The following is a 12,695-nucleotide window of genomic DNA, read 5'->3' on the forward strand; positions in this document are numbered from 1 at the left end:
GCCTCGACTTCCGCTAGGCTCTGCCCCCGGAAGCGGCCGTACAAGAGCCGCAATGACAAAATCGTTGGGAGAGACGCGGTATGATCCTGACACTGGCGCTGCTTGCGGGTCTGGTTGTGGCCTTGCTGCTGATCGGGGCGGTTGAGAAATTCCGCCTCGGCCTGCGCTTCACCCAGGCGCTGCTCTACGTGCCGTTCAAGCTCGCCTACCGGATCAGCGACAATCGCATCAGGGTCGCCCGCAAGGCGCAGGTGCCGGTCATCTATGTCATCTCGCACCAGTCGCGCTTCGAGCCGGCGCTGATGCTGTCGCTGCTGCCCGACGACACGCTGCATATACTCGACGAGGTTTCGGCGCGCTCGCCTTGGCTCGAACCCTGGCGCGAACTTGGCCGCACCATTGCCTTCAACGCCGAACATGTCTTCGTCAGCCGCCGGCTGGTGCGCGTGCTGAAGGGCAAGGGCCGGCTGGCCGTCTACCTGCCGGACGCGGTCGAGCCCGACGTCAAGACGTTTCGGCTGTTTCGCGCCGTCACCCGCATAGCCATGCAGGCCGATGCCCGCATCGTGCCGATTTTCGTCGCCAGCGCACGCAGCCTGCCGGTCTCGCTGACACCTAGGGACAAGGCACCGCGTCGCTGGTTTCCACGGCTGTCGATCAGTGTTCTGGAGCCGATGACGATCGCCGAACTGGTGGCGCGCAACCCGGACCAGGCCTCGAATACCAATGCGCTGTTCGACCGCGTCGCCGAGGCCCGGCTTTTCGGCACCGACCTCGATCGCGGCCTGTTCCTGGCCATGCGCGATGCCGCTGACCGTGTCGGCGCCTCGCACACCATCATCGAAGATGTTATCTCGGGGGCCTTGAGCTACCGCAAGATGTTCATCGGCGCTCGCGTGCTTGGCAGGCGCTTCGAGGCGGTGACGGCGCCGGGCGAAGCGGTGGGAGTGATGCTGCCCAACGCCAACGGCGTCGTATTGTCGTTCGTCGGCCTTCTGTCGGCGGGCCGAGTGGCCGCGATGATCAACTACACGGCCGGGCCGGCGAGCGTCACCGCGGCGGTCCGCACGGCCGTCATCCGCACCGTCGTCTCTTCACGCGCCTTCGTCGAGAAGGCCGATCTCGCCGATGTCGTCGCGGCGGTCGAAAAGGGCGGCGCCAGGCTGCTGTGGCTGGAGGATCTGCGGACCAGCGTCACCACGCTGGACAAGCTTGCGGCCGCCTTGCTGTGGCGCCTGCCGCTGCAGCGGCAGGATGCGGCCAAGCCGGGCGTGATCCTGTTCACCTCGGGCTCCGAGGGCACGCCGAAGGCGGTCGTCCTGTCGCAAAAGAACCTTCTCGCCAATGCCATGCAGGCCGAGGCGCGCATCACCATCTCGCCAGCGGACACCCTGCTCAACGTGCTGCCGGTGTTCCATTCGTTCGGCCTGACGGGCGGCACCATCCTGCCGCTGGTCACCGGGGTAAAACTGTTCCTCTATCCCTCGCCTCTCCATTACAAGATCATCCCCGAGATCGCGCGCAAGGTGAAACCGACCATCATGTTCGGCACCGACACGTTCCTCGCCAACTATGCGCGCACCGCCAAGGACGGGGATTTCTCCAGCCTGCGCTTCGTCGTCGCCGGCGCCGAGGCGGTGAAGCCGGATACCCGCCGCGTCTATCGCGAACGCTTCCAGGCCGAGATCATCGAAGGCTTCGGACTGACCGAGGCCGCACCCGTGGTTGCCGTCAACACCGCGATCCATGGGCGCGACGGCACGGTCGGGCGGTTGCTGCCGGCCATCCGCATGAAGCTGGAGCCGGTCGAAGGCATCAATGATGCCGGCCAGTTGTGGCTCGAAGGACCGAACATGATGATGGGCTACATGACCGCGGATCGCCCCGGCGAGCTACAGCCCCTGACCGGCTGGCACGACACGGGCGACATCGTCGCCGTCGACCGCGAAGGCTTCATCAGCATTCGCGGACGCGCTAAGCGCTTCGCCAAGATCGCCGGCGAGATGGTGTCGCTGGGCGCGGTCGAGATGCTGGTGCAGTCGCTTTGGCCGGAAGAACGCCACGCGGCGGTGGCGGTGCCGGACAAGAGGCGCGGCGAGCGCATCGTGCTGGTCACCACCGCTGACGATGCGAGCGCAGAGGAGTTGCGACAGTTCGGCAAAAAGGCCGGAGCGGCCGAACTGATGGTGCCAAACGACATCGTCAAGGTCGAAGAAATCCCGGTGCTCGGCTCGGGCAAGACGGATTATGTGTCGACCAGGAAGCTTGCGATCGACCGGCTGGGGTTTGGCGTGGCAGCTTAGTGATCACCCACGCCAGACTCGTATAAACGCCCCCTTTCGGGATCGCCTGACCGAGACTGCGCCGTCGTGACGCAGCGATTCAGATGGACAAATCACCGGTGAGGGATTACTCACTCACCGAGCCAAGAGACGCTGGGCATGCCTGTTTCAGCCAGCGCGACATGACACCTCCTTTGCACGGCAAGGAGATCCCGAATGGCAAAAGTCCTCGTCACCGGCGGCACCGGACATCTCGGACGCGATCTCGTGCCGGCACTGACCGCGTCCGGGCACGCCGTCAGGTTGCTGGCCAGGAAAGCCGGGCCGGACCGCTCCGTGGAATGGGCGCTCGGCGATCTCGCAACGGGCGAAGGCGTCGAAGAGGCCCTTGGTGGCATCGATACGGTCATCCATGCAGCGACGCTGTCGCCGATCGCAAGGCGCGGTATGCGGCCGATCGATTTCTTATCCAGTCCGTCGGATGTCGACGTCGAGGGCACGCGGCGGCTGCTTGCCGCATCGCAGCGCGCCGATGTCTCGCATTTCATCTTCGTGTCGATCGTCGGCCTCGACTTCAGCACCCTGCCCTATAGCCGCGTGAAGCTGGCGGGCGAGCAGCTTGTGCGGACGTCGCCGCTCTCGTGGTCGGTCATCCGCGCGACCCCATTCTTTTACCTTCTGGCGCAGATGCTGGCCGGGCTGAGATGGCTGCCGGTCTGGCCGCTGCCGACCTCGCCCTCAAATCCCGTCGATACGCGCGACGTCGCCAGCTATCTGGCCCAGGCTGTCAGCGATGGGGAACGCGGCGTCCGCCCGCAGATTGGCGGACCCGAAGTGATGCCGTTTTCGACATTCGCTCGACAATACCGCGATGTGCTCGGGCTGCGGCGTCTCATTCTGCCGTTTCCGGTCAGTCGAAAGATAAGCCTTGCCCTGGGCCTTGTAGAAACCAGCGAGCGGCTGGGAGAAAGAACATGGAAGGCATGGCTTTCCGAGCAGGGCGGAAGCGCGCCGTGAGCGATCCTTGATTTCGCACGGGGATGTTATTGTCGGACGCCGAATCCCCGCCACCAGGATCGGAGTGAACAGGAACAGCCATGAAGCCGCCATCCGCAGGACGCGAGCGCATTCTACGCGAAGCCATCCGCCTGTTCGCCGAGCGCGGTTATGACCGAACCAGCGTTCCCGAAATTCAGGAGGCCGCCGGCCTGTCGCGTGGCTCGGGTGCGCTCTACAAGCACTTTCCCTCGAAGGAAGCGCTGCTTGCCGCGGCTATCGACCGGTTTGTCGGAACGGCACGGGAGGGACGGGCCGAGCTTGGCGAACAGGCGCTTGCTGTCGATCAGGGGGCGCGCCGGGTCGTGGAGGGCATGCTGGAAAAACTCGGCGCGAATCGCGAGATGCTCAGAATCCTGTGGCGCGATCTCGAGCACTTCCCGGAATTGAAGGCCTCGGCGCGTGGCGAGATCATGCAGAGCACCTACCACGCAGTCGCCGAATGGCTGCGGGAGCGTCAGCGACAGGGCGAACTGCGTCCCCATGACAGCGACGCGGTCGCCGCCGTCATCGTCGGCAGCGTCGGCATGTTCCGCGTCTTCGAAGCGATCTGGACCGAGCGCTCGATCGAGGTCAGCGACGAACGCTTCGCGTCCGCCTGGACCGATTTGCTGATCCGGGGCCTGCGGCCCTAACCTATATCCGAAGGCGGCACCTTCTCGCCCTCCAGCCTGGCGCGCTTGGAATAGGCGCGCACGGAAAACGGCAGGAAGATCAGGTAGCCCGCCACCGATGCCGTCAGCGTGTACCAGGGGTAGGTCATCAGCAGTAAGATGTAGAGCACGACGGCGAGGATGACCGGCAGCACCCTGTCGCCCGGGATCTTGATGCTCTTGCCGGAATAGACCGGCAACCGGCTGACCAGCAGGAAAGCGACCAGGATGGTGAAGCCGGTGGCGACGAAGGCGGCCGGCCGGCTGGGCTCCACTCCAAGGCGCAGGAAATAGAGATAGAGCGGCAGCATCACCAGCACGGCGCCCGCCGGCGCCGGCACACCGACGAAATATTCGGACTGCCATATCGGGCGTTCGGTCTTCTCGTCGTCGAGCACGTTGAAGCGCGCGAGCCTAAGCCCGCAGGCAATCGCAAACAGCAGTGCCGCGATCCAGCCCGGCGAGCCGGCACGGTCGAGCAGGAAGGCATAGAGCACCAGGGCCGGCGCGACACCGAAATTGACGATGTCGGCCAGCGAATCCATCTGCGCGCCGAATTTGGAGGTCGCCTTCAGCATGCGAGCCAGGCGGCCATCGATGCCGTCGAGAAAAGCGGCCAGCAGCACCATCACCACCGCAGTTTCAAAGCGATTTTCGAAAGCGAAACGGATACCCGACAAGCCGGCGCAGATGGCAAGCACGGTGACGAGATTAGGCAGCACCATGCGCATCGGGATCTCGCGGATGCGCGGACCGCCGCTGGCATGGGCTTCGAATTTTTTATACTGCGTGCCCACCGTCAGGAAATCCGCACGAGGGGCGTGCCGGCGATCCCGCCGAATTCGGCCAGCACCGTTTCGCCGCCGACCGCGGTCTGGCCAACGGCAACGCGCGGCGTGGCGGTCAAAGGCAGGAATACGTCGACGCGCGAGCCGAAACGGATCAGGCCGAAACGCTCGCCTGTGCCGATCGAAGCGCCGGCCTCGGTCCAGCAGACAATGCGGCGCGCCACCAGTCCGGCGATCTGGACTGCCGCCACCGTGCCGTTGGGGCTCTCGATGACAAGGCCGTTGCGCTCATTTTCGGTGCTCGCCTTGTCCAGCTCGGCATTGAGGAACTTTCCGGGGCGATGCTCGATCTTGGCAATGCGGCCGCGCACCGGAGAGCGGTTCACGTGGCAGGAAAAGACGTTCATGAACACGGAGATGCGGGTCATCTCGACATTGCCGAGGCTAAGCTCGCGCGGTGGCACGGCAGGTCCCACCGCCGAGATGATGCCATCGGCGGGGCTCACCACGAGACGATCATCGACGGGCGTGACGCGCTCGGGATCGCGGAAGAAATAGACGCACCAGGCGGTCAGGATCAGGCCGATCCAGAAGAGGATCGAGGAGAAATAGCCGAGGAACGGCGTCGCCGCGCCAAAGGCGGCGATGAAGGGATAACCTTCGCGATGGATCGGTACGAACGCGTTCTTGACCGTGTCGACAAGGCTCATGGGGCGGTCCCTGTTTCAGGTCCGGCCTCAATAGCCGAAACACCCCCTGCCCGCAACGCGACAATGGGCGGCGCGGGTTTGTCTTCAGCTTCCGCCGCGATGGCGAGGCGCTTGTCAACAAGGATGGCAATTGAGACCCGCCATCATGCGGCGCCAACGGTCACGCCGATGGAGTGTTTCTTCGTGAGCGAAAAACATTAAGCCCGCTGTCGGCAAATCGTCTTCTCGCCCGTCCTTGGTGAGAAGCGCCTCATCACAGGGCTGATGACGCGCGCAACGGAGGTTCCTGATCATGCGAATATCATCCGGCAACAAAGCGCATATCGTCATGGAAGGTCTCGCCTTCGGCGAATCGCCGCGTTGGCATGATGGACGCCTGTGGGTCTGCAACTGGGGCACCGGCGAGATCATTGCCGTCGATGCGCACGGCAACAGCGAGATCATGCTCAGGGTTCCGGCTGTGCTGCCCTACTCCATCGACTGGCTGCCGGATGGTCGTCTGCTGGTTGTCTCAGGCCGCGAGGGCCTGCTGTTGCGGCGGGAAGCCGATGGCTCGCTCGTCACCCACGCCGATCTGCGCGGCCTGTCCAAGAGCCCATGGAACGAGATCGTCGTCGATGGGCGGGGCAACATCTATGTCAATGGCGGCGGGCCGGCTCCGGCGGCCGGCCAGCATTTCGGCCCCGGCACCATCGTCTTGGTCACACCGGATGGAAAGGTCAGGCAAGTGGCGGACACCATCGCCTTCGCCAACGGCATGGCGGTGACCCCTGACAACAAGACGCTGATCATCGCCGAATCCCACGCCAACAGGCTGACCGCTTTCGACATCGCCGCCGACGGCTCCTTGTCCAACCGACGCATCTGGGCTGAACTCGACGGATATCCCGACGGCATCTGCCTCGATGCCGAAGGGACTGTCTGGTACGCGGATGTTCCCAACAAGCACTGCGTGCGGGTGCGCGAAGGCGGTGACGTCTTGCAGACCGTCATCGCCGATCGCGGCTGCTTTGCCTGCATGCTGGGCGGTGCGGGCAGGAAAACGCTGTTCATCACCGCCGCCGAGTGGCGCGGCTTCGAGCATATGACAAGCGACGCCCGCACCGGCCAGGTGCTCGCCATTGAAGCGCCGGCACTGGGCGTGGGCTGGCCTGGCTAGGGCAATTCCAGGAAAAGTGCGCAGCGGTTTTCCCGGGAAAAGCGCGTAGCGCTTTCCCTAGGGAATTGCGTGAAAACAAAGAGCTAGAGCGGTTCGGCGACTCTATCAGACACTGAACCGCTCTAGAGTCCAGGCACGCGCTGATAGTTGGCGATATCAGCCCGCACTCCGAGCCGGGCGATCGTCTCCTGCGGGTTGAAGGCTATGCGCTCGTGCGCCGCCTTGACGATCGGCACCACATTGTCGACGGCGGCCTGGCTTTCCCATTCGACGATGGTGACGAGGTTGAATTCCCCCGGTCCGGAGAATTGCTCGAGCAGGAAATCCTGGACGAAGCCTTGCTGCAGACGCAGCAACTCATGCGTCATCTTCACCTTTGCGAGGATCTCATCGCGAGCATTGGCGGGCACGACGAACTTGTCGACCCTAAACACGCTTCCGCCATTAACACTTTGATCCGTAACGCTGATATCCATTTGATTCCGTCCTCGAGGATGCTGTTTTTCGGCTCTCGGGCACGGTCTACAATCTCAACTTAAGTTGAGGTCAAGTGGCTTTTTATGAGCTACGACATCTCCGACGTGCGCCGGCGCACGACGACACCCAGTTCGTCGCTTTCGCGGGCAATGCGCAGCCGCTCCTCGGCTTCGGTCGCCTCGCGCTGGCGGTCCCACATCGAGGCGTAGAGGCCGTGCTTTCGCATCAGCTCGACATGGGTGCCGCGCTCGGCGATCTGACCATCCTTGAGCACGATGATCTCGTCGGCCGAAATCACCGTCGACAGGCGGTGGGCGATGACGATGGTGGTGCGGCCCTTGCTGACCAGGTCGAGCGCGGCCTGGATCTCCTGCTCGGTGTGGCTGTCGAGCGCCGAAGTGGCTTCGTCGAGCATCAGGATCGGCGGCGCCTTCAGGATGGTGCGGGCGATCGCCACGCGTTGCTTCTCGCCACCGGAGAGCTTCAGCCCGCGCTCGCCGACCATCGACTTGTAGCCGTCGGGCAGCTTCTCGATGAACGGTCCGATCTGGGCGAGTTCGGCGGCCTTGCGCACCTCTTCCTCGCCGGCGCTGACACGGCCGTAGCGGATGTTGTAGGCGATGGTGTCGTTGAACAGCACGGTGTCCTGCGGCACCATGCCGAGCACCGCGCGCAGGCTGTCCTGCGTCACATCCCTGATATCCTGGCCGTCGATCAGCACCTGACCACCCTGTACGTCGTAGAAGCGGAACAGCAGCCGCGAGATGGTCGACTTGCCCGCGCCCGACGGCCCGACAATGGCAACCGTCTTGCCGGCCGGCACTTCGAAGGAGACGCCCTTCAGGATCTTGCGGTTCGGATCATAGGAAAAGTGGACGTCTCGGAACTCGACCTTGCCGGCACCGACGGACAGCGGCTTAGCGCTGGGCTTGTCGATGATCTCCTGCGGCACGTCGAGCAGGTCGAACATGTGCTCGATGTCGGTCAACCCTTGCCGGATTTCGCGATAGATGAAGCCGATGAAGTTGAGCGGCACGGAAAGCTGCACCAGCATGGCATTGATGAAAACGAAATCGCCGACGCTCTGGGTGCCGGCCTGCACCTCCAGCGCCGACATGCACATGACGACGACCGTGCCGACACCGAAGATGAAGCCCTGGCCAAAGTTCAGCCAGCCGAGCGAGGTCCAGGTCTTCGTGGCGGCGATCTCGTAACGCGCCATAGAGCGGTCGAAGCGCTCGGCCTCCATGCGCTCATTGGTGAAATATTTGACCGTCTCGAAATTGAGCAGCGAGTCGATCGCCTTGGTGTTGGCGTCGGTGTCGCTGTCGTTCATGTCGCGGCGGATCGAGATGCGCCAGTCGCTCGCCTTGACGGTGAACCAGACGTAGACGCAGACGGTGATCGCCACCACGGCCACATATTTCCAGCCATAGGTGAAGCCGAATATGCCGGCGGTCAGCGCGAATTCGAGGATCGTCGGCGCCGTGTTGAGCATGATGAAGCGCACGATCGTCTCGATGCCCTTGGTGCCGCGCTCAATGATGCGCGACAGGCCGCCGGTGCGGCGCTCCAGGTGGAAGCGCAACGACAGCTGATGCATGTGCACGAACGTGCGGAAGGCAAGCTGACGCACCGCATGCTGGCCGACGCGGGCAAACAGCGCGTCGCGCAGCTGGTTGAAGCCGAGCTGGACGAGCCTCAGTACATTATAGGCAATGACCAGCATCACCGGGGCAAGCATGAACGACGGCAGCGGCGGAGGCGTTTTGAAACCTCCCGCCAGCGCATCGGTTGCCCATTTGAAGAAATAGGGACCGGCGACCAGCGTCACCTTGGCCACGACCAGCAGCAGCGTCGCCCAGGTCACCCGTGCCCTCAGGTCGGCGCGGTCGGCCGGCCACATATAGGGCCAGAGATTGCGCAATGTCGTGAGTGTCGAGGTGTCGGCGGATACGGTTTTTTCGGCCACTTTTCTTGCCTTTTGGATGAGAGGGTCAGCGGCCGGAGCAGCAGGAATTGATGAGTGCGCTCAGTGATGCCGATACATCGGCAAGTGCCGCGCGATCGACAGCATAGCGCGATCGTTGACGATCGGGCTCGAACCGAACCAGGCCGGCCTCGACCAATATCTTCAGATGCTGGGAGATGGTCGACTGCGCCAGATCGAAATGGTCGACGACCTCACGGCAGCAGCAGGAATTGCTGGCGGACAGATGCTTCAGTATCTCGATCCGCGCCGGATGCGAAAGTGCTGCGAACCGCGCCGCGACAGCGCGGCTGTCCGGCATGCAGACGGACAGTGCCGAGACGGCGTGGTCTGGTATGGGGATGCACTCTGTCATCGTTCATCGGCGATAGACGATGACCGATGACAGGGCAAGCTAGGCCGATGGGTAGATCGCCGGAATTGCCGGTCTCTCTCTATTCCGTCTTCGTGGTCGCGTGTTCACCCATCGCCTTGAAGTCGGCGGCTTCGCCTTCCTTCGACTTTTCCGGGACTTTGAACACCTGCCCCGGCCAGATGCGGTTCGGATTCCTGATCTGGTCCTGGTTGGCGAGGTATATGGTGGAGTAGCGCGTGCCGTGACCATAGACGCGCCGTGAAATCCGCCACAACGTATCATTGCGACGAATAATGACCGCGCCGTCGGCATGTTCGAGCTTGGGCGACACGATTTCAGGCACGTCGCTTGGCGGCGTGGCTGCCGCGACGACGGCCGAGGCATCGGCGGCCGGTGCGGTCCCCGCCGGAGCAGCGGCGGCCGCAGGCTTGGTCTCGGCCGGCTTGGTCCCGGCGGGTGCAACGGCGGCGACCGCCTCGCCCGCCTCGCGCTCGAAGGGCACTGCGGCACGAGCCACCACCTTCACGCCGTCGGCATCGAGGCCGTCGACGTGGATGGTGTAGCTGCCGACCGGAATGTCGCGCGTCGCCTCGACCAGGAAATGGCCGTCCGACGACGTCTGTGCGTCACCGAGCGGAATGTCGTTGGCATAGGCGCGCACCTTGCGGCCCGGATCGGCGAGGCCGGCGACAAAGATCTTGTTGCCTTCGATCTCGACCGCCTCGACGACGATCTTGGGTTCGGTCACAGCGGGCGCGGCCGGTGCCGCCGGAGCTGGCTTTGCTTCAACCACGCCTGGCGCGGTCGCCGCCGGCACGGCGGGCGCTGGAGCGGCAGCCTGGTCGCCGGTTGCCGGCGCAGGCTTTGTCTCGGGCGCCGGGACCGTCAGCAGTTCGGCCGGTTTGCCTGGCTCCTCGACCATGGCCAGCACCTGGCCAGCCGCATTCGCCGGCACCGAGACCACGGCGGTCTGCGCCGAGGCGGTCACGACCGTGCCGACCGTCGAACGCAAGGCGATTGTATAGTCGCCGGGCTTCAGCGGATCGTCGAGCACGATGACAAAGGCGCCATCGGGACCAGCCACCGTGGAGCCGATCACCGTCGTGCCGTTGAGGATTTCGACCTTCGAGTTGGGCGCCGCGTTGCCGGCAATGACGATCGAGCCGTTGCCCTCGACGCGCACGACGTCGAAAGTCGGGGCGATCGGACCCGCCGTCGCGGGCGCCGCAGGCGCCGCCGCATCGGTTGCGGGCGCTGCCGGGGCTGTTGCCTGGGGTGCCGTGGCCGGAGCGGCCGGCACCGCCGGAGCCGGCAGGCGCCCTTCCGTGCCCGGATCGGCCGGCTTCGGCGTCGCGGGCGGCGTCAACGCCGCGACTTCCGCCGGCGGCGTGCGATGAAGATACGGGTCGAGTGCGCCCGATACATAGGCGGTTCCCGCTGCCGCGACGATCCCACCCGCCGCGAACAAGAACGCCTTCAATGGATTGATCGCCATGTACTTCCCTGCCCCTTAGCCACCTAACGCCGGTCTAGCGTGTTTTGCCATGACCGACAAGAAAAAGCCCGGCCTTCTCAGCCCTTGGGGCTTGACCGCGCTTTCAGACCCAATCACCAATCATCGGTATGAACACGATTCGATCCGTCTGCGTCTATTGCGGCTCGTCTCCGGGCCGCGATGAAATCTATGTCAAGGCCGGTCACCTGCTTGGACGCTCAATTGCCAAGTCAGGACTGCGGCTGGTCTATGGCGGCGGCACCAAAGGCATCATGGGCGCCGTCGCCGAAGGCGCGCTCAAGGCCGGCGGCAAGGTGACGGGCATCATCCCGCGCTTCCTCATCAACAAGGAAGCAACCGAAACCGCGCTTGACCGGCTCGACGAGTTGCTGATCACCGACAACATGCACGAGCGCAAACACAAGATGTTCGAGAAATCCGACGCCTTTGTGGCGCTGCCCGGTGGCATCGGCACAGTCGAGGAGATCGTCGAGATCATGACCTGGGCGCAACTCGGCCATCACCGCAAGCCGATCGTCTTCGGCAATATCAACGGATTCTGGGACCCGATGACGGCGATGCTTGACCACATGGCGGCGGAGGGCTTCATTCACACGGCGCAACGGGTCAAGCCGCTGGTCGTCAACGATCCGGAGGCAATCGTCGCCGCCATCATGGTGGCCGGGTCCTCGGTCGACGCGCCGACGGAAGGCGTCCAGTCGGTGATCGACAAGATGTAGAGTTACGGGAGTATGGTAGTAGGTTTGCAGTCTCCGGCGTGTACACTTTTCCCCTACTCCCCTACTCCCCTACTCCCTCCCTCCGGGCAGCCTCCCGCAGGTCGGCGATCACCGCGCGCCGGTCCTGTCGCCGCCAGGCGAGGTGGATGGAAACCATGCGCCCAAACCATGGCATGTCGCGGAACAGGATCGAAGGCGGCGCGGCAGTGCGCAGGCTTGCCTGCACGGTGGCGAGACCAAGGCCGGCGCTGACAAGCCCGAGCGAGGTCAGCGGGTCCGCCGTCTCGTAAGCGATATCGGGCGTAAAGCCAGCCTCTGCGCAGGCTGCTAGGAACTGGCCACGATTGGTATCGTCGGGCTGGCGCACCACGGTGATCCAGACGCGGCCGTCGAGATGACGTGGCTGGATATCGGCCACATCGGCGAGCGGATCGCCTTCGGGAATGGCCAGCACCAGCGGCTCGTGGCGTAGCGGCGTGCTGGCGATATCAGGATCGTCGGCCGTCGCGGGGGCGTACACCAAACCGAGATCCAGCGACCGCTGCCGAAGCCCCTCCATCTGCGCCGCCGAGCGCATGCTTATCAACTGCAGATGAAAATCCGGCCGGTCACGGCGGAACTGACGCAGCATGCCGGCGACAAGCCCGGCATGGACCGCACCCTCGACATAGCCGACGGCAAGACGCCCCGTGGCACCGCTGGCCAGATTGCGGCCAAGTTCCTCCAGCCGGCGCGCATTCGACAGCAAGGCACGGGCTTCGGTCAGGAAGGCGCGACCCTCGGCATTGAGATGAACACGCTGCTTTGCCCGCTCGAACAGAGGGACACCAAGCTGTTGCTCCAGTTGCATGATCTGCCGGCTGAGCGGCGATTGCGAGATATGCAGCAGTTCGGCGGCTCGACCGACATTGCCGGTTTCGGCGACAGTGACGAAATATCTGATCTGGCGTAGGTCGAACATTTTTAGCTCCTCGACACCCAAGTCCTCTC

12 protein-coding genes are annotated in these 12,695 nt (G+C 64.1%); 5 read left to right on the forward strand and 7 right to left on the reverse strand.

The window, feature by feature from the left end; genetic code table 11:
- Positions 1-80: 80 nt before the first annotated feature.
- The 3 genes from FJ970_RS23945 to FJ970_RS23955 all read left to right on the forward strand — a co-directional run bounded on the left by FJ970_RS23945 (position 81) and on the right by FJ970_RS23955 (position 3,973).
- On the forward strand, positions 81-2,303 hold the full coding sequence (locus FJ970_RS23945; RefSeq protein WP_140759339.1) for an AMP-binding protein: 2,223 nt from the start codon (positions 81-83) through the stop codon (positions 2,301-2,303).
- Positions 2,304-2,498: 195 nt separating this feature from the next.
- The gene (locus tag FJ970_RS23950) at positions 2,499-3,299 is read left to right on the forward strand and encodes an SDR family oxidoreductase (protein WP_140759337.1); all 801 of its coding nucleotides are present in this window, start codon (positions 2,499-2,501) and stop codon (positions 3,297-3,299) included.
- A gap of 80 nt (positions 3,300-3,379) precedes the next feature.
- Positions 3,380-3,973: a TetR/AcrR family transcriptional regulator gene (locus FJ970_RS23955; RefSeq protein ID WP_140759335.1), complete on the forward strand. Its 594-nt coding sequence runs from the start codon at positions 3,380-3,382 to the stop codon at positions 3,971-3,973.
- On the opposite strand, the gene FJ970_RS23960 is transcribed toward FJ970_RS23955, so the two are convergent.
- Positions 3,970-4,788, reverse strand: coding sequence for a CDP-alcohol phosphatidyltransferase family protein (locus tag FJ970_RS23960; protein ID WP_140759333.1), 819 nt, complete (start codon positions 4,786-4,788; stop codon positions 3,970-3,972). The two genes, FJ970_RS23955 and FJ970_RS23960, sit on opposite strands and share 4 nt — an antisense overlap.
- Positions 4,789-4,790: 2 nt before the next feature.
- On the reverse strand, positions 4,791-5,489 hold the full coding sequence (locus FJ970_RS23965; RefSeq protein WP_140759331.1) for a phosphatidylserine decarboxylase: 699 nt from the start codon (positions 5,487-5,489) through the stop codon (positions 4,791-4,793).
- 292 nt (positions 5,490-5,781) lie between these two features.
- Here FJ970_RS23965 and FJ970_RS23970 point away from each other — a divergent pair, with 292 nt between their 5' ends.
- Positions 5,782-6,648, forward strand: a complete 867-nt coding sequence (locus FJ970_RS23970) for an SMP-30/gluconolactonase/LRE family protein (RefSeq protein ID WP_140759329.1) — start codon at positions 5,782-5,784, stop codon at positions 6,646-6,648.
- A 122-nt stretch (positions 6,649-6,770) separates the two neighbouring features.
- On the opposite strand, the gene FJ970_RS23975 is transcribed toward FJ970_RS23970, so the two are convergent.
- From FJ970_RS23975 to FJ970_RS23990, 4 genes are all read right to left on the reverse strand, one after another.
- Positions 6,771-7,124 (reverse strand): antibiotic biosynthesis monooxygenase, encoded by a 354-nt coding sequence (locus FJ970_RS23975; RefSeq protein ID WP_181178640.1) that lies wholly within the window; start codon positions 7,122-7,124, stop codon positions 6,771-6,773.
- An 89-nt stretch (positions 7,125-7,213) separates the two neighbouring features.
- The gene (locus FJ970_RS23980; RefSeq protein ID WP_140759327.1) at positions 7,214-9,097 is read right to left on the reverse strand and encodes an ABCB family ABC transporter ATP-binding protein/permease; all 1,884 of its coding nucleotides are present in this window, start codon (positions 9,095-9,097) and stop codon (positions 7,214-7,216) included.
- A gap of 25 nt (positions 9,098-9,122) precedes the next feature.
- Complete coding sequence (locus FJ970_RS23985; protein ID WP_181178638.1) at positions 9,123-9,470, reverse strand: ArsR/SmtB family transcription factor; 348 nt, start codon at positions 9,468-9,470, stop codon at positions 9,123-9,125.
- Positions 9,471-9,549: 79 nt separating this feature from the next.
- Entirely contained in the window at positions 9,550-10,965 is a 1,416-nt protein-coding gene (locus tag FJ970_RS23990) for a LysM peptidoglycan-binding domain-containing protein (protein ID WP_140759325.1), read from the reverse strand.
- Between the two features lie 128 nt (positions 10,966-11,093).
- Between FJ970_RS23990 and FJ970_RS23995 the strand changes: the two genes are divergently transcribed.
- Complete coding sequence (locus FJ970_RS23995) at positions 11,094-11,705, forward strand: TIGR00730 family Rossman fold protein (protein WP_140759323.1); 612 nt, start codon at positions 11,094-11,096, stop codon at positions 11,703-11,705.
- Positions 11,706-11,766: 61 nt separating this feature from the next.
- Here FJ970_RS23995 and FJ970_RS24000 read toward each other — a convergent pair whose 3' ends face one another.
- On the reverse strand, positions 11,767-12,666 hold the full coding sequence (locus FJ970_RS24000; RefSeq protein WP_140759321.1) for a LysR substrate-binding domain-containing protein: 900 nt from the start codon (positions 12,664-12,666) through the stop codon (positions 11,767-11,769).
- Positions 12,667-12,695: the final 29 nt, after the last annotated feature.

Origin of the sequence: Mesorhizobium sp. B2-1-8, from assembly GCF_006442545.2 — a bacterium.
In the GTDB taxonomy this organism is placed as follows: domain Bacteria; phylum Pseudomonadota; class Alphaproteobacteria; order Rhizobiales; family Rhizobiaceae; genus Mesorhizobium.